The organism is Streptomyces armeniacus (assembly GCF_003355155.1).
Lineage (GTDB): Bacteria > Actinomycetota > Actinomycetes > Streptomycetales > Streptomycetaceae > Streptomyces > Streptomyces armeniacus.
The window spans coordinates 1,278,090-1,294,661 of sequence record NZ_CP031320.1 but is presented as its reverse complement, the minus strand read 5'-3'; the positions used below and the strand labels follow the sequence as shown (position 1 = coordinate 1,294,661).

The window sequence follows — 16,572 nt, the reverse complement described above, 5'->3', positions numbered from 1 at the left end:
GAGGTTTGCGGATGACGAGCACCATCCCCACCACGGTCACCCGTGTGGCAGAGGAGTCCGGGCTGCAGGCGGTGCTGCTGGACATGGACGGCACGCTGGTCGACACCGAGGGCTTCTGGTGGGACGCCGAGGTGGAGGTGTTCGCCGGTCTCGGGCACGAGCTCGACGAGGCGTGGCGGCACGTCGTGGTGGGCGGGCCCATGACCCGCAGCGCGGGCTTCCTGATCAGCGCCACGACCGCCGACATCACCCTGGACGAGCTCACCGTGCTCCTCAACGCCGCCTTCGTCGAACGGCTCGAGCGCGGCGTCCCGTTGATGCCCGGCGCCCGCCGCCTGCTTACCGAACTCGCCGCGCACGACATGCCCGTGGCGCTCGTCTCCGCCTCCCACCGCACCGTCATCGACCGGATGCTGCTCTCGCTCGGGCCGGAGCACTTCGACTTCACGCTCGCCGGCGACGAGCTGACGCGTACGAAGCCGCACCCGGATCCGTATCTGACCGCCGCGGCGCGGCTGGGCGCCGACCCGGCGCGCTGCGCGGTGCTGGAGGACACGGTGACCGGTGTCGCCTCCGCCGAGGCGGCGGGCTGCCGGGTGGTGGCCGTGCCGTCCGTCGCGCCGATCGAGCCGTGTGCGGGGCGTACGATCGTCGGCTCGCTGGAAGAAGTCGATCTCGAATTCCTGCGCTCTCTGGTGATGATCGCGCACTGACCGTGTTCCCTTGGTGCGCGTGTGACGATTGAGACAGGCGGGATATCGCAGGGCGTTCTCCGGGGAATGCGGCAAGAACGCAGGGCACCGTTCCGCTCATTTTCCGTCACCGTTCCGCCACTGCCGGAATGGCCGAATTCCCTTGCTGTGCCGGGAAGTTGGCGGAGTGACTTTTGTCACTCGGCGGGGCGTCGACAGTGTTCCTCTGCTGTGCTTGTGAGGGTCGTGCCGCTGGTGCCGCGCCGTCCTTTGTGTCCGTATTGGTTGACGGATACGGGGAACGTTCCCCCTGTTCGTATAACGGAACCCCACCAGGAGTTATCGGTGAACGCCCGTACGGTTACGGGGGGCTGGTCAGGTATCGCGGCACACAGCTACTAATGTCTGCTTCTCGGCCAATACACACCTGCTGCGACCCGGGCCGGACGAGGGAGACCGTCGACGATGAAGCGAAAGACCCTGGTGCTGCCTGCCCTGGCAGGCGTACTCGCCCTCCTTGCCGCCGCCTGCGGTGACTCCGGCGGCGGTGACTCCGGCGGCGGCACCATCGCGGTGGGTACGACGGACCAGTTCGAGGTGAGCGAGGACTCCCCGGCGCCGTTCGACCCCACCGCGACGTACGACGTGGGCACCTGGAGCGTCATGCGCAACACCTTCCAGACGCTGATGCGCCCGCCCCGGTCCGGCACCGAGCCGGAGCTGGACGCCGCCGAGAAGTGCGAGTTCTCCGACCAGCAGGGTGAGCAGTACCGCTGCACGCTCCGGAGCGGCCTCAAGTTCTCCAACGGTCACGAACTCACCACCGAGGACGTCAAGTTCTCGGTGCTGCGGATGGTCGACATAGGCGCCGAGCTCGGCCCCGCGGGCCTGTTGAGCAACCTCGACAAGGTGGAGACGCCCAGCGACACCGAGATCGTCTTCCATCTCAAGGCGCCGGACGCCACGTTCCCGTACAAGCTGGCCACCCCGGCCGGGGCGATAGTGGACAGCGAGAGCTACCCGAAGAAGGGCTACAAGAAGGGCCACGAGGTCGTGGGCTCGGGGCCGTACAAGATCGATTCCTTCGACGCCGAGGGCGACAAGGCGGTCCTGGCCAGGAACCCGAATTACGAGGGCACGCTCGACGTCAAGAACGACAAAATCGAACTGCGCTCGTACGACTCCTCCGAGGCGATGGAGAAGGCGCTCAAGAACGGCACGATCGACGTGATGAACCGGACGATCTCGCCGGAGCAGGTGGAGCGCCTGGAGAAGAACGACAACGACGAGATCGACCTCGTCGAGTCACCCGGCCAGGAGATCCGCTACCTCGTCTTCAACACCGAGACGCCCAACGGCGGCGAGCAGGCCGTCCGCCGCGCCATGGCCCGGCTGGTCGACCGCAAGAGCCTGGCCCGCGACGTGTACCGGCGCACCACGGAACCGCTCTACTCCATGGTCCCCACCGGGCTCCCCGGCCACCGGAACTCCTTCTTCAACGAGTACGGCGAACCGAACACCGCCGCCGCACGCCGCACCCTGAGCAGCGCGGGCATCGACACCCCCGTGAAGCTCACCCTCCACTACACCACCGACCACTACGGCGCCGTCACCGCCGAGGAGTTCAAGCTGCTGCAGAAGCAGCTGAACGCCAGCGGTCTCTTCGACGTGGCCATCAAGGGCGAGGCCTGGGACGCGTACCGGACGAAGGCGAAGGAAGGTAAGTACGAGGTGTACGGGTACGGCTGGTTCCCGGACTTCCCCGACCCGGACAACTTCATCGGGCCGTTCCTGGAAGAGGACAACTTCCTCAACAACCCGTACGCCAACAAGGAGATACGGAACACGCTGCTCCCCAAGACCCGCAAGGAGACCAACCGCGCGAGCACGGCGGCGGATCTCGGCCGGATGCAGGACATCATCTCCGACGAGGTCCCGCTGCTCCCGCTGTGGCAGGGCAAGCAGTACATCGCGGCGCGCGACGACATCACGGGAGTGGAGTGGGCACTCAACTCCTCGTCCTCACTTCAGCTGTGGGAGCTGGAGCGGGGCGTCTCCGGCTGAGCCGCGAGGCAGCGCAGGAACAGCGCGGGAACAGCCGTGGGGCCCGGGACCGACGTCCCGGGCCCCTCGCGTCGCGGCACGGCCTCCGGCTCACGGGCCCTTGTCCCGGCCGCCGGCGGCCACCGGCTCACTGCGCGCCGGGACGCACCAGCCCGCTCTCGTACGCGTACACCGCGGCCTGCACCCGGTCGCGCAGGCCGAGTTTGGTCAGCACGTGCCCGACGTGCGTCTTCACCGTCGTCTCGCTGACGAAGAGGTCCGCGGCGATCTCCGCGTTCGACAGCCCACGCGCCACCAGCTTCAGCACCTCCACCTCACGCTCCGTCAGCGTGTGCAGGGTGTCCGGCACCGGGTCCTCGCCGGACGGCAGCTTGCCCGCGTACTTGTCGAGCAGCCGGCGCGTGATCGACGGCGCCAGCATCGCCTCGCCCGCCGCCACCACCCGGATCGCCTGCACCAACTCGCCCGCGGGCGCGTCCTTGAGCAGGAAGCCGCTGGCGCCCGCGCGCAGTGCCTCGACCACGTACTCGTCCAGGTCGAACGTGGTCAGCACCAGCACCTTCGCCGGGCCGTCCTTCGCGGGGCCGGTGATCTGCCGCGTCGCCTCGACGCCGTCCATCCGGGGCATGCGGATGTCCATCAGGACCACGTCGGGCTGGAGCGCACGCACCTGGTCGAGCGCCTGCATGCCGTCCCCGGCCTCCCCGACGACGGCCACGTCGTTCTCCGCCTCCAGAATCATCCGAAAGCCGGTGCGCAGCAGCGGCTGGTCGTCGACCAGCAGAACGCGGATTGCCACGGAGTCTCCTTCTCTGGAGGGCAGGCGCAGTGTGTCCCCATTCTTGCCTAAGCACCCGCGGGCGACTCGTCTGACCCTTCGCGTGGCTCCGGCAGCCGCGGCTGGATGGTCAGCGGATACGGCGGGGGAGTGCCGCCGAACTCCGGGCAGTGCTCCTGGTGGTCGCACCAGCCGCAGAGCTTGCTGCGCCGCGGCCGCCAGTCGCCCGTTTCCGTGGCCCGTTCGATGGCGTCCCACAGGGCCAGCAGCTTCCGCTCCACGCCCTCCAGGTCCGCCTCCTCCGGGTCGTACGTGAGGACGTCGCCGCTGCCCAGATAGACCAGCTGGAGCCGGCGCGGCACGGTGCCGCGCAGCCGCCACAGCACCAGGGCGTAGAACTTCATCTGGAAGAGGGCGCCGCCCGCGTACTCCGGCGGGGGCGCCTTCCCCGTCTTGTAGTCGACGATGCGGACCTCGCCGCTCGGGGCGACGTCCACCCGGTCGATGATGCCGCGCACCCGGAGCCCGGACTCCAGCCGCGCCTCCACGAACAGCTCCCGCTCGGCGGGCTCCAGCCGGGACGGGTCCTCCAGCGTGAACCACCGCTCGACGAGCGCCTCGGCCTCCGCCAGCCAGCTCGCCAGCTCGGCTGCGCTGTCGCCGTCACCGTCGGCGCCCGCGCCCGTCTCCTCCGCGAACAGCTCCGCCAGCTCCGGCCGCTTCGCCAGCAGCCGCTCCCACTCGCGGGCCACCAGCGACCGCGCCCGGGGCACGCTTCTGTCCGCCGCGGGCGCGTCGAACAGCCGCTCCAGCACGGCATGCACCACCGTCCCGCGTACGGCGGCGGCGGACGGCTTCTCCGGGAGCCGGTCGATCACCCGGAAGCGGTACAGCAGGGGGCACTGCATGAAGTCGCTGGCTCTCGACGGGGACAACGAGGTGGGTGGGGCGGGAGCACGCCGGCTCCCCGAACTCGGCGTGGCTGCTGGCCGTTCACTCCCCGCGGCGGGGGGAAAGGTCGTCATGAGCCACGACCCTACGGCCCGCCACTGACAACAGGCGCATACCATCGACGGCAGACGTCCTTGCACTGCATGATCGTGGTGATCGCAGCGGCGGGGTGCGAGGACAGCGGCAGAGAGGAACCCGTGGCGGACACGGACAACGGCGGCGGACCGTACGGCAGCGGTCCGGGCACACCGGGCGACAAGGGCAGCGGCGAGGGCCGCCGCCCGGACCGCCGCCGGTACACCAGTGGCGGCATCCTGATGGGCCGCCCGTTCGGCGTGCCCGTCTACGTGGCGCCCAGCTGGTTCCTCGTGGCCGCGCTGATCACCTGGGTCTTCGGCGGCCAGCTGGACCGGGTGCTGCCCGAGCTCGGCGGGGCGCGCTATCTCATCGCGCTGTTCTTCGCCGTCGCCTTCTACGCCTCCGTGCTGGTCCACGAGCTGGCCCACACGGTCGCCGCGCTCCGCTTCAAGCTCCCGGTGCGCCGTATCCAGCTGCAGTTCTTCGGCGGCGTCTCGGAGATCGAGAAGGAGTCCGAGACGCCCGGCCGCGAGTTCGTCCTCGCCTTCGTCGGGCCGCTGCTGTCGCTCGTGCTGGCCGGGGTGTTCTACGCCGGCATGCAGGTCGTCGAGCCCGACACGGTCCCCGGCGTGCTCCTCGCCGGGCTGATGGTCTCCAACCTCATCGTCGCCGTCTTCAACCTGCTGCCCGGGCTACCGCTGGACGGCGGCCGGATGCTGCGCGCCGTCGTGTGGAAGATCAGCGGCAAGCCGATGACCGGGACGGTCGCCGCCGCCTGGACCGGCCGCGCGCTCGCCATCGCCGTCCTCATCGGCTTCCCGCTGGCCACGCACGCGGGCGGGTTCACCGACGAGGGCGTCGGCGGCATGGACACGCTCACCGACGCGCTGCTCGCCGCCATCCTCGCCGCGATCATCTGGACCGGCGCCGGGAACAGCCTCCGGATGGCCCGCCTCCGCGAACGCCTCCCGGACCTGCGCGCCCGTACGCTCACCCGCCGCGCCGTCCCCGTCGAGTCCGCGACACCGCTGTCCGAGGCGCTGCGCCGCGCGAACGAGGCGGGCGCCCGCGCCCTGGTCGTGGTGGACGGGCAGGGCGACCCCGTGGCGGTCGTACGGGAGGCCGCCATCGTCGGCATCCCCGAGCACCGCCGCCCGTGGGTCGCGGTGAGCACCCTCGCGCAGGACCTCAAGGAGGGCATGCGGGTCCCGGCGGAGCTGGCGGGGGAGGACCTGCTCGACCACCTGCGGGCGGCGCCGGCCACCGAGTACCTGGTCGTCGAGGAGACCGGCGAGATCTACGGCGTGCTGTCGACGGGCGACGTGGAGAAGGCGTTCGTCGAGGCGATGGCGAAGCCTGCGTCGTAGGCAGGTCCCGCGCGCCGGTGGCGTACGCCCGGCGCCTTCCCCGGCACGTACGCTCCGGCGCCCGTGCCCGGCTGCCCCGCCGCCCCCGTGTCATGAACCGCTCCGTACGACCGTTAGGCTGGGGACATGTCCGAACCGACCGGTGCAGCCCGCCGTCGCGGGCCCTTCAAGGTCGGGGACCAGGTCCAGCTCACCGATCCCAAGGGACGCCATTACACGTTCACGCTCGAAGCCGGGAAGAGCTTCCACACCCACAAGGGTGCCTTCCCGCACGACGAGCTGATCGGCGCTCCAGAGGGCAGTGTCGTCCGTACCACGGGCAACGTCGCCTACCTCGCGCTGCGCCCGCTGCTCCCCGACTACGTCCTGTCCATGCCGCGCGGCGCCGCCGTCGTCTACCCCAAGGACGCCGGGCAGGTGCTGGCCATGGCCGACATCTTCCCGGGCGCGCGGATCGTCGAGGCGGGCGTGGGCTCCGGCTCCCTCAGCACCTTCCTGCTGCGGGCCATCGGCGACCAGGGCATGCTGCACTCGTACGAGCGCCGGGCCGACTTCGCGGAGATCGCCCAGCAGAACGTCGAGCGGTACTTCGGCAGCCCGCACCCCGCCTGGACGCTCACCGTCGGGGACCTCCAGGACAACCTCGCCGAGTCGGACATCGACCGCGTCATCCTGGACATGCTCGCGCCCTGGGAGTGCCTGGAGGCCGTCTCCAAGGCGCTCGTGCCGGGCGGCATCCTGTGCGCGTACGTCGCCACCACCACGCAGCTCGCGCGCACCGTCGAGGCCATCAGGGAGCACGGCACCTTCAACGAGCCGCAGGCATGGGAAACCATGGTGCGCAACTGGCACGTCGAGGGCCTGGCCGTACGCCCCGACCACCGCATGATCGGACACACCGGGTTCCTGCTCACCGCACGCCGCCTCGCCGACGGCGTGGAGCCGCCGCTGCGCCGCCGCCGGCCCGCGAAGGGCGCGTACGGGGACGACTACACGGGGCCGGGCAGCGGCTCCAAGTAGCGGGTGACCCCGGAGAGTTGACGGGGGGTCCGGCGGACGGTGCACCGGAGGGAGTCCGGACCCGGTCGTTCCGCAACGGTGTGACGTATGGCACGATGCTGGGCACCTCCGCCACCCCAGCTCTCACAGGAGACACAGCGCGTGCAGCCTTCGGCAGGCCCCGGTCCCCTTCCGCACACCCGCGTTCGTATCGTGCACTGGATCGCCACCGCCGTGGCGCTGGCCGCCGTCGTGGGGCTGTCCACGGTGGTGCAGCCGTCCGACGCCACCGCGGGCACCGGCACGGCCACCAAGGGCCCTGATCCGGCCGACGCCCGCTACCCGCTCGGCTGCCCCGGCGGCAGCGAGGGCGCCGTGGACGTGCTCAAGCACGGCTCCGCCGACTTCGACGACGACGGGCAGCGGGAGACCGTCGCGCTCGTCCGCTGCGACACCGCCACCGGCACGCCGCCCAACGGCATCTTCGTCCTGGCGCACCCCGCCGAACCGGGCGAACGCCCGCGGGTGGCCGAGACGCTGCTGCCGTCGGGCGAGGGCATGACCGCCGAGGATTTCACGGTGGGCGAACGCGGCCCGAAGACCGTGTCCGCCACGCTCCGGGGCTACTCGTCACCCGACGTGCCGCGCTGCTGCCCGGACCGCGAGCGGAAGGTGAAGTGGGAGTGGAAGGAAGGGAAGTTCGTGCTGATCCCCGCCCCGGTCGCGGGCAGTGCCTGATCCGTTACGCACCGTCGCCGATGCGCTACTCCGCTTCGGGACCGTAGACTTCCACACTGTCCGAAACTCGACGTACATGGATGCAGTCGCCGGGACACTCCTTCGCGGAGTCCGCCACATCCCGCAGCAGCGGCAGCGGTACGGGCGTCGTGGCGCCCTTCTCCTGAAGCAGTTCGTCGTCGGCGCTCTTCACGTACGCGAGCCCGTCGATGTCCAGCTCGAACACCTCAGGCGCGTACTGCGCGCAGATCCCGTCGCCTGTGCACAGATCCTGGTCGATCCAGACTTCGAGAGCTTCGTTTCCGGTGCTCATCCTGCTGCCCGCCGTTCGTGCGCTCGTGACGAAATAGTGCCACCCCGGAAGGGTGTTGACCTGATCGACGATACAACCGGGCCGCTTTCCGATGACGATGGGTGGGTATTCCCCAGTGGTGAGGGAGTGCGCAAGGGTGAAGATCAGACACACCCCGACCGTCTTTGTGATCTAGGGGTTTCAACCCGCACCGGCCCAGGTAGGGTCAGGAAGCGTCCAGCTCCCCCTGGAGGAGGTGAGGACCGTGGCAGCCCACGACGATGACATGAACCGCGGCATCCGGCCGGGTCGGGGTTCCGATGACCCGTCCGGTCAGGTGGCCTATCTCGAGCAGGAAATCGCCGTCCTGCGCCGCAAGCTCGCCGACTCTCCGCGTCACACTCGTATTCTCGAGGAGCGGATCGTCGAGCTTCAGACGAATCTGGCCGGCGTGTCCGCACAGAACGAACGGCTCGCGAACACGCTCCGCGAGGCCCGCGATCAGATCGTGGCCCTCAAGGAGGAAGTCGACCGCCTCGCGCAGCCACCGGCCGGCTTCGGGGCCTTCCTGCAGGCCAACGAGGACGGCACGGCCGACATCTTCACCGGTGGCCGCAAGCTCCGGGTGAACGTCAGCCCCAGCGTGGAGCTCGACCAGCTCCGGCGTGGCCAGGAGGTCATGCTCAACGAGGCGCTCAACGTGGTCGAGGCCATGGAGTACGAGCGTGCCGGCGACATCGTCACCCTCAAGGAGGTCCTGGAGGACGGCGAGCGGGCGCTGGTCGTCGGGCACACCGACGAGGAACGCGTCGTACGGCTCGCGGAACCGCTGCTGGACACCACCCTGCGGGCCGGTGACGCGCTGCTGCTCGAACCGCGCTCCGGCTATGTCTACGAGGTCGTGCCCAAGAGCGAGGTCGAGGAACTGGTCCTCGAAGAGGTCCCGGACATCGACTACACCAAGATCGGTGGCCTGGGCGGGCAGATCGAGCTCATCCGCGACGCGGTGGAACTCCCGTATCTGTACCCGGACGTCTTCAAGGAGCACGAACTCCGGCCGCCCAAGGGGGTACTGCTGTACGGACCGCCCGGCTGCGGCAAGACGCTCATCGCCAAGGCCGTGGCCAACTCCCTTGCCAAGAAGGTCGCCGAGGTCACGGGCAAGCCCCAGGGCAAGAGCTACTTCCTGAATATCAAGGGCCCGGAGCTGCTCAACAAGTACGTCGGCGAGACCGAGCGGCACATCAGGCTGGTGTTCCAGCGCGCCAGGGAGAAGGCGAGCGAGGGCACGCCCGTCATCGTCTTCTTCGACGAGATGGACTCGCTGTTCCGCACCCGCGGCTCCGGCGTCAGCTCGGACGTGGAGAACACCATCGTCCCGCAGCTGCTCTCCGAGATCGACGGTGTGGAGGGCCTGGAGAACGTCATCGTCATCGGCGCCTCCAACCGCGAGGACATGATCGACCCGGCGATCCTCCGCCCCGGCCGTCTCGACGTGAAGATCAAGATCGAGCGCCCGGACGCAGAGGCCGCGCGCGACATCTTCTCGAAGTACCTCACGCCGACCCTGCCGCTGCACCCGGACGACCTGCGGGAGCACAACGAGGACTCCGAGGCCACCGTGGCCGGGATGATCCAGTCGGTCGTCGAGCAGATGTACGCTGAATCGGAGGAGAACCGCTTCCTCGAGGTCACCTACGCCAACGGTGACAAGGAAGTCCTCTACTTCAAGGACTTCAACTCCGGCGCGATGATCCAGAACATCGTGGACCGCGCGAAGAAGATGGCCATCAAGGCGCTGCTCGACCAGAACCAGAAGGGCCTGAGGGTCTCCCACCTGCTCGCCGCGTGCGTGGACGAGTTCAAGGAGAACGAGGACCTGCCGAACACCACCAACCCCGACGACTGGGCCCGTATTTCCGGCAAGAAGGGCGAGCGGATCGTCTTCATCCGCACGCTCGTCACCGGCAAGCAGGGCGCGGACACCGGGCGCTCCATCGACACGGTGGCCAACACCGGTCAGTACCTGTAGCGAAGACGGACCGGCTGCGGGCGCCCGTGAGCGGGGGTCCGCAGCCGGATCATTTCCCAGCCAGTCCGGAAGGAAGCCCACAGTGATCTCCCCACCCGGGTCTGCGCGTTCTAGGCTCTTGCGTACCGCCGCCTCGCGCAGTGCGGATGCGGGGACCGTGTACGGGCCGGACGCGCAGCGGGATGTGAGCAGTGGTCCAATGGCGGGCCGCTGCCGGGCAAGGAGGGCCGCATGACCGTACGGCGAGTAATGGGCATCGAGACGGAGTACGGGATCTCCGTCCCCGGCCACCCCAACGCCAATGCCATGCTCACCTCGTCCCAGGTGGTCAACGCCTACGCGGCGGCGATGCACCGGGCGCGCCGGGCCCGCTGGGACTTCGAGGAGGAGAATCCGCTGCGGGACGCCCGCGGTTTCGACCTCGCGCGCGAGGCCGCGGACGCGAGCCAGCTGACGGACGAGGACATCGGGCTGGCCAACGTCATTCTCACCAACGGCGCGCGGCTCTACGTCGACCACGCCCACCCCGAGTACAGCTCACCCGAGGTCACCAACCCGCTCGACGCCGTGCTGTGGGACAAGGCCGGCGAGCGCGTCATGGCCGAGGCCGCGCAGCGCGCCGCCGAGGTGCCCGGCTCGCAGCCGATCCTGCTGTACAAGAACAACACCGACAACAAGGGCGCCTCGTACGGCACCCACGAGAACTACCTGATGAAGCGGGAGACGCCGTTCTCGGACATCGTGCGGCACCTCACCCCGTTCTTCGTCTCGCGCCAGGTCGTGTGCGGCGCGGGGCGCGTCGGGCTGGGCCAGGACGGCAGCGAGCACGGCTTCCAGATCAGCCAGCGCGCCGACTACTTCGAGGTCGAGGTCGGCCTGGAGACGACACTCAAGCGGCCGATCATCAACACCCGCGACGAGCCGCACGCGGACGCCGAGAAGTACCGCCGGCTGCACGTGATCATCGGGGACGCGAACCTCTCCGAGATCTCGACGTACCTCAAGCTGGGCACCACCGCGCTGGTCCTCTCCATGATCGAGGACAACTTCATCGCCGTCGACCTGGCCGTCGACCAGCCCGTACGCACCCTGCACCAGGTGTCGCACGACCCCTCGCTCCGCAAGCTGATCACGCTCCGCAGCGGCCGGACACTGACCGGTGTCCAACTGCAGATGGAGTACTTCGAGCTGGCCCGCAAGTACGTCGAGGACCGCTGGGGCGCCGACGCCGACGAGCAGACGAAGGACGTCCTGACCCGTTGGGAGGACGTTCTGGTGCGGCTCGAGCACGATCCGATGAGCCTGGCCGGCGAGCTGGACTGGGTCGCCAAGCGGGAGCTGATGGAGGGCTACCGGCGCCGTGACCGGCTCGACTGGGACGCGCCGCGGCTGCACCTCGTCGACCTGCAGTACGCCGACGTACGGCCCGACAAGGGGCTCTACAACCGGCTCAAGGCCCGGGGCAGGATGCAGGGCCTGCTGGACGAGCAGGACGTCCTGCGGGCCGTGACAAAGCCCCCGGAGGACACCAGGGCGTACTTCCGCGGCCGCTGCCTGGAGCAGTACGCGGACGACGTCGCGGCCGCCTCCTGGGACTCCGTGATCTTCGACCTTCCCGGTCGTGACTCCCTGCAACGGGTCCCCACCCTGGAGCCGCTGCGGGGCACCCGGAACCACGTGAAGGAGCTGCTGGACCGCTGCCGCACCGCGGATGACCTGGTACGGCTCCTCTCCGGCGGCTGAGCCGCGGCTAATCGCACCCCGATCCGGGAATCATCGGGGTGGCCTCCGGACGTTGTGGGAAGTGAAGGGCCGATGTCAGTCCCTGCTTGTAGGGTCTGATCTTGTACGTCTCGCGTACACCGAACCGAGCGGGGTGAGGGAAATGGCGACCAAGGACACCGGCGGCGGGCAGCAGAAGGCAACGCGCCACACCGACGAGACCGAGGAGCAGACGGAGGAGACACAGGCATCGGAGGACCTCAAGGAACGCCAGGAGGCCCTGTCAGAAGATGTCGACTCCGTCCTCGACGAGATCGACGACGTCCTCGAGGAGAACGCCGAGGACTTCGTCCGGAGCTTCGTTCAGAAGGGCGGACAGTAACGCGGTCGGTCGCCGTCCCGCATCCCTGTCGACAGGGGTGCGGGACGGATGACTTGGACGGCCATGGGTAATGTCCGTGCAGTATCCGATGATCTCGTATTCACGATCTGGTGGAAGGAAACGTGTGGAAGCCAACACTCGTGACACAGGGCGTCTGCCGGCAGCCTTCCTGACGCCCGGCTCCTCTTCGTTCATGGACTTCCTGTCGTCGCACGCGCCGGAGCAGATGCCGGGCAGCCGTCCGCTGCCGCCCGTGCAGGGTGCCATCGAGGCGCCGCACGGCACGACGATCCTCGCGGCGGCGTTCCCCGGCGGTGTGGTGATCGCCGGCGACCGGCGGGCCACGATGGGCAATGTCATCGCGCAGCGCGACATCGAAAAGGTCTTCCCCGCCGACGAGTTCTCGGCGGTCGGCATCGCGGGGACGGCCGGCCTCGCCGTGGAGATGACGAAGCTCTTCCAGCTGGAGCTGGAGCACTTCGAGAAGGTCGAGGGCTCGCAGCTGTCGCTGGAGGGCAAGGCGAACCGGCTGTCGACGATGATCCGCGGCAATCTCGGCATGGCGCTCCAGGGCCTCGCCGTGGTCCCGCTCTTCGCGGGTTACGACGTGGACCGCGCGAAGGGGCGCATCTTCTCGTACGACGTGACGGGCGGCCGTTCCGAGGAGGTCGGCTTCACGGCGGTCGGTTCCGGTTCGGTGTTCGCCCGCGGCGCGCTCAAGAAGATGTACCGCGACGACCTGACGGAGCAGCAGGCGTGCACGGTCGCCGTGCAGGCGCTGTACGACGCGGCGGACGACGACTCGGCGACCGGCGGTCCCGACATGACCCGGCGCATCTATCCCACTGTGACGGTGATCAACGATGAGGGCTTCAAGAAGCTCACCGACGCCGAGGTGTCGGAGATCGCCAGGGCGGTGCACGAGGGCCGCCTCCAGCTCCCCAACGGGCCGCAGGCCCCGGCTCTCTAGCAGTCGTCGAGAACAAGGAAGGGACGGATAGCCGGTGTCGACGCCGTTCTATGTCTCACCCCAGCAGGCCATGGCGGACCGCGCCGAGTACGCCCGCAAGGGCATCGCGCGCGGGCGCAGCGTGGTCGTGTTGCAGTACGCCGACGGCATCGTGTTCGTCGCCGAGAACCCCTCCCGGGCGCTGCACAAGGTCAGCGAGATCTACGACCGGATCGCCTTCGCGGCGGTCGGCAAGTACAACGAGTTCGAGAACCTGCGGATCGGCGGCGTGCGCTACGCCGACCTGCGCGGGTACACGTACGACCGCGAGGACGTCACCGCGCGCGGCCTCGCGAACGTCTACGCCCAGACGCTCGGCACCATCTTCTCCAGCGCGGCCGAGAAGCCGTACGAGGTGGAGCTGATCGTCGCCGAGGTCGGGCCCGGCCCCGAGGACGACCAGATCTACCGTCTGCCGCACGACGGTTCGATCGTGGACGAGCACGGCTCGGTCGCGGTCGGCGGGAACTCCGACCAGATCGGCACCTATCTCGATCAGCGGCACCGCGACGGCATGTCGCTCGGCGAAGCGCTCAAGCTCGCCGTCGAGTCGCTGTCCCGCGACAACAACGGCGGCGAGCGCAGCCTGACGGCCGAGCAGCTGGAGGTGGCGGTCCTGGACCGCAGCCGCCCGCAGCAGCGGAAGTTCAAGCGGGTGCTGGGCAGCCAGCTGACGCGGCTGCTGGGCGAGGACGACGCGTCGTCCGGCGCCAAGTCGCCGGACGGGCCGGAGGGTTCGGGCGGTTCGGACGCCGCCGCTGCTGACGACACCGAGGGCGCGGACGGCACGACGTCGTCCGGCAAGCCGTCCGGCACCGGGAAGGCACCCGCCAAGGACAAGGACAAGGACAAGGAGAAGCCGGAGACCGGCGACGAGAAGTGACGGCTCCCGCCGCCCACCCCGCGCCCGTCACCGGCTGACCGCAGCCATCGCCGCGCCCCGCCGCCCCGTGCGGCGGGGCGCGACGGCGTGTGCGGGGCGGTGCGGCGACGGCGTGCGGGCGAGGCGTACGAGCGGGATGGCGTACGAGCGGGACGGCCGCCGCTCACCCCGTGAAGGCCGCAGGCGGCCCCGTGGAGTCCCGCCGGACCAGCGAGACCGGCAGCACTCCGGTGTCCGGAGGACGGCCCTCCAGAACGGCCAGCAGGGCCCGCATGCCGGTCGCGCCGATCTCCTCGGCCGGCAGCCGTACGGTCGTCAGCTCCGGTTCGACCGCCGTGGCCAGCGACAGGTCGTCGAAGCCGGTCACGGAGACGTCTCCGGGCACCCGCAGCCCCAGCCGCCGTACGGCCTTGCACGCGCCCGCGGCCAGCACGTCGTCGTCGCAGACGAGCGCCGTGGCCCGGGGCGTCACGGACAGCGCGCGGGACGCGGCGTGCAGTCCGCCGGTGACGGTCAGGTCCGCCCGTTCGGTGTGGACGAGGGCGGCGGGTGTGCCGGACAGCGCGTCGGAGAGCGCGCGGGCACGGGCGTGGAACGTCCAGGAGTCCACCGCCGCGGTCACATGCGCGATCCGCCGGTGCCCCAGCCCGACCAGGTGCTCGACGATACGGCGCATGCCGTCGGCGATGTCGAGGTTGACGGTCGCCTCGCTGCCCTCCGGATCGCTGTCCAGCATCACCAGCGGCAGCCCGCCCGAGCGCAGCGCCGCCAGCGCCTCCACCGCCATCGAGGAGGCGATCACGCCGTCCAGCGCGGCCCGCGCCGAGTCGAACGGGTCGGGCGCGGGCGCCGCGAGCTCCGGCGACGGGTAGAGGACCATCCCGAAGTCGTGCTCGGCGGCGACGCGGGCGGCGCCGGTGTGGACACGTGCGAAGTACTCGTTGGTCAGCGCGGGGACGACCAGCAGGGCCGTACGCGTACGGCCCAGGCGCAGGCTGCGGGCGGCGAGATTCGGCCGGTATCCGAGGTCGCGGGCCGCCGCGCGGACCGCGTCCGCCGTCCCCGGCGAGACGCGGCCGTGCCACTTGTCCCGCAGCACCAGCGAGACGGTCGCCTGCGAGACGCCGGCGCGGCGTGCGACATCGCGGCTGGTCGGCCGGGCGGGACCGGCGGATTCGGCGGGCCCTTCGTGTCTCACGCTGGCCACACACGCTCCTTCGCTGGACCTCCGGTCGGCGCCATGGTACGTATAGCTCAGATCCGTTATACGTAAAACCCTCGGCGCTGCCGGGCGGAGAGGAGCCATACGGATGGCAACCGGCTACGCCGACCTCCTGCGTGCGAAACACGCCATGCGGCTGCTCGCCGGAACCCTCGTCGGCAGGCTGCCGAACGCGACCGCGGCGCTGGGCATCGTGCTCTTCGTCCGTGCGGAGGGCGGCAGTTACACGCTCGCGGGCGTGCTCTCCGCCGTGTACGGCGTGGCCACGGCCGTCGGCCAGCCGTCCCTGGGCCGGGCCGTGGACCTGCTGGGGCAGCCGCGGGTGATGCTGCCGTCCGCGGTGCTCTCGGCGCTCGGCATGGGCGTCTTCGCGGTCGCGGGGCTCGGCGTACTCCCGCTGGCGTTCGCCGCCGTGCTGGTCGCCGGGCTGTTCACGCCGCCGCTGGAGGGCGGGCTGCGCGCGCTGTGGCCCAACGTGCTCAAGCGCGAGGACCGCGTGCACGCCGCGTACGCGCTGGACGCCGTGGCCCAGGAGCTGATGTTCGCCGTCGGGCCGCTGCTGGTCACGCTGCTCGTCGCGTTCTGGAACGAGGCGGCGGCGCTGCTCGTCATCAACGCCCTCGGGGTGCTCGGCGCCCTCTGGGTGGTCGTCTCGCCGCCCTCGCGGGAGTGGCGTTCGGCGCCGCGCGAGGCGCACTGGCTGGGCGCGCTGCGCTCGCGCGGACTCGTCGCGCTGCTCGGGGCGTTCTTCTTCGTCGGGCTCGCGCTGGGCACCATCGCGGTCGCGGCCGTGGCGTACGCGGACGACCACGGCGACAGCCTCATCTCCAGCTACCTGCTCTCCGCGCTCGGCGCCGGCGCCCTCGTCGGCGGCATCCTGTACGGCGCCCGGCTCTGGGCGGGCGCCCCCGAGCCCCGGCTGCGGATCCTGGTGGCGGCGCTCGCGGCGGGGTACCTCCCGCTGGCGCTGACGCCCGGGGTGGCGGCGATGACCGTACTCGCCGGAGTGTCCGGCCTGTTCCTCGCACCCGCGCTCGCCTGCGCGTTCGTGGTCGTCGACCGGCACGCGCCGCGGGGCACCGTCACGGAGGCGTTCTCGTGGTTGGTGACCACGTTCGGGGTGGGCGCCGCGGCCGGCACGGGCCTGGTGGGCCCGGTCATCGAGTGGGGCGGGCCCGGGGCGGGCTTCGCCGTCGCGGGGCTCGGCGGCGTTGCGGCCCTGGCCGTGCTGCTGGCCACGCGGCGCGTGCTGGACACTCCCGCCGCAGGTCCCGGCGGTGCGTCGGTGCCGGTCGCGGGGTCGGAAAATGATCGCAACGGGGCTGCCGATGCCGGTTTCAGAACCGGGCATCAGGCGTAATGT

At 70.2% G+C, this 16,572-nt stretch carries 15 protein-coding genes; 11 read left to right on the top strand and 4 right to left on the bottom strand.

The window, feature by feature from the left end:
• Positions 1–11 precede the first annotated feature (11 nt).
• Positions 12–713, top strand: coding sequence for an HAD family hydrolase (locus DVA86_RS05665; RefSeq protein WP_208876294.1), 702 nt, complete (start codon positions 12–14; stop codon positions 711–713).
• 444 nt (positions 714–1,157) lie between these two features.
• A complete protein-coding gene (locus DVA86_RS05660; protein ID WP_208876292.1) occupies positions 1,158–2,756 on the top strand; it encodes an ABC transporter substrate-binding protein in 1,599 nt (532 codons plus the stop codon).
• A 127-nt stretch (positions 2,757–2,883) separates the two neighbouring features.
• On the opposite strand, the gene DVA86_RS05655 is transcribed toward DVA86_RS05660, so the two are convergent.
• Together DVA86_RS05655 and DVA86_RS05650 are read right to left on the bottom strand one after the other, a co-directional pair.
• Positions 2,884–3,555, bottom strand: a complete 672-nt coding sequence (locus DVA86_RS05655) for a response regulator (RefSeq protein WP_208876290.1) — start codon at positions 3,553–3,555, stop codon at positions 2,884–2,886.
• 47 nt (positions 3,556–3,602) lie between these two features.
• Positions 3,603–4,559, bottom strand: a complete 957-nt coding sequence (locus DVA86_RS05650) for a RecB family exonuclease (protein WP_208876289.1) — start codon at positions 4,557–4,559, stop codon at positions 3,603–3,605.
• Positions 4,560–4,682: 123 nt separating this feature from the next.
• Here DVA86_RS05650 and DVA86_RS05645 point away from each other — a divergent pair, with 123 nt between their 5' ends.
• The 3 genes from DVA86_RS05645 (at position 4,683) to DVA86_RS05635 (ending at position 7,667) form a co-directional block, all read left to right on the top strand.
• Positions 4,683–5,930 carry a site-2 protease family protein gene (locus DVA86_RS05645; protein WP_425470967.1) on the top strand — a complete coding sequence of 416 codons (1,248 nt, stop codon included), beginning with the start codon at positions 4,683–4,685 and terminating at the stop codon, positions 5,928–5,930.
• Between the two features lie 126 nt (positions 5,931–6,056).
• The gene (locus DVA86_RS05640; protein WP_208876285.1) at positions 6,057–6,950 is read left to right on the top strand and encodes a tRNA (adenine-N1)-methyltransferase; all 894 of its coding nucleotides are present in this window, start codon (positions 6,057–6,059) and stop codon (positions 6,948–6,950) included.
• 192 nt (positions 6,951–7,142) lie between these two features.
• The gene (locus DVA86_RS05635; RefSeq protein WP_245996356.1) at positions 7,143–7,667 is read left to right on the top strand and encodes a hypothetical protein; all 525 of its coding nucleotides are present in this window, start codon (positions 7,143–7,145) and stop codon (positions 7,665–7,667) included.
• 25 nt (positions 7,668–7,692) lie between these two features.
• On the opposite strand, the gene DVA86_RS05630 is transcribed toward DVA86_RS05635, so the two are convergent.
• Positions 7,693–7,980, bottom strand: coding sequence for a ferredoxin (locus DVA86_RS05630; protein WP_208876282.1), 288 nt, complete (start codon positions 7,978–7,980; stop codon positions 7,693–7,695).
• Between the two features lie 244 nt (positions 7,981–8,224).
• Between DVA86_RS05630 and arc the strand changes: the two genes are divergently transcribed.
• The 5 genes from arc (at position 8,225) to prcA (ending at position 13,987) form a co-directional block, all read left to right on the top strand.
• Complete coding sequence (arc, locus tag DVA86_RS05625) at positions 8,225–9,991, top strand: proteasome ATPase (protein ID WP_208876278.1); 1,767 nt, start codon at positions 8,225–8,227, stop codon at positions 9,989–9,991.
• Positions 9,992–10,222: 231 nt separating this feature from the next.
• Positions 10,223–11,734, top strand: a complete 1,512-nt coding sequence (dop, locus tag DVA86_RS05620; protein ID WP_342776322.1) for a depupylase/deamidase Dop — start codon at positions 10,223–10,225, stop codon at positions 11,732–11,734.
• 142 nt (positions 11,735–11,876) lie between these two features.
• Positions 11,877–12,095 (top strand): ubiquitin-like protein Pup, encoded by a 219-nt coding sequence (locus DVA86_RS05615; RefSeq protein ID WP_208876277.1) that lies wholly within the window; start codon positions 11,877–11,879, stop codon positions 12,093–12,095.
• A 124-nt stretch (positions 12,096–12,219) separates the two neighbouring features.
• A complete protein-coding gene (prcB, locus tag DVA86_RS05610; protein WP_208876275.1) occupies positions 12,220–13,065 on the top strand; it encodes a proteasome subunit beta in 846 nt (281 codons plus the stop codon).
• Positions 13,066–13,099: 34 nt separating this feature from the next.
• Positions 13,100–13,987 (top strand): proteasome subunit alpha, encoded by an 888-nt coding sequence (prcA, locus tag DVA86_RS05605; RefSeq protein WP_208876273.1) that lies wholly within the window; start codon positions 13,100–13,102, stop codon positions 13,985–13,987.
• Positions 13,988–14,150: 163 nt separating this feature from the next.
• On the opposite strand, the gene DVA86_RS05600 is transcribed toward prcA, so the two are convergent.
• A complete protein-coding gene (locus DVA86_RS05600; RefSeq protein WP_425470966.1) occupies positions 14,151–15,185 on the bottom strand; it encodes a LacI family DNA-binding transcriptional regulator in 1,035 nt (344 codons plus the stop codon).
• Between the two features lie 112 nt (positions 15,186–15,297).
• On the opposite strand from DVA86_RS05600, the gene DVA86_RS05595 reads away from it, so the two are divergent.
• The gene (locus DVA86_RS05595; protein WP_208876270.1) at positions 15,298–16,569 is read left to right on the top strand and encodes an MFS transporter; all 1,272 of its coding nucleotides are present in this window, start codon (positions 15,298–15,300) and stop codon (positions 16,567–16,569) included.
• The last annotated feature ends 3 nt before the right edge of the window (positions 16,570–16,572 follow it).

What these genes read in the sequence shown, in the direction of transcription:
- DVA86_RS05665 (WP_208876294.1), top strand. Translation starts at nt 12, where the DNA reads ATGACGAGCACCATCCCCACCACGGTCACCCGTGTGGCAGAGGAGTCC.
- DVA86_RS05660 (WP_208876292.1), top strand. Translation starts at nt 1,158, where the DNA reads ATGAAGCGAAAGACCCTGGTGCTGCCTGCCCTGGCAGGCGTACTCGCC.
- DVA86_RS05650 (WP_208876289.1), bottom strand. Translation starts at nt 4,559, where the DNA reads ATGACGACCTTTCCCCCCGCCGCGGGGAGTGAACGGCCAGCAGCCACG.
- DVA86_RS05640 (WP_208876285.1), top strand. Translation starts at nt 6,057, where the DNA reads ATGTCCGAACCGACCGGTGCAGCCCGCCGTCGCGGGCCCTTCAAGGTC.
- DVA86_RS05630 (WP_208876282.1), bottom strand. Translation starts at nt 7,980, where the DNA reads ATGAGCACCGGAAACGAAGCTCTCGAAGTCTGGATCGACCAGGATCTG.
- dop (WP_342776322.1), top strand. Translation starts at nt 10,223, where the DNA reads ATGACCGTACGGCGAGTAATGGGCATCGAGACGGAGTACGGGATCTCC.
- DVA86_RS05615 (WP_208876277.1), top strand. Translation starts at nt 11,877, where the DNA reads ATGGCGACCAAGGACACCGGCGGCGGGCAGCAGAAGGCAACGCGCCAC.
- DVA86_RS05595 (WP_208876270.1), top strand. Translation starts at nt 15,298, where the DNA reads ATGGCAACCGGCTACGCCGACCTCCTGCGTGCGAAACACGCCATGCGG.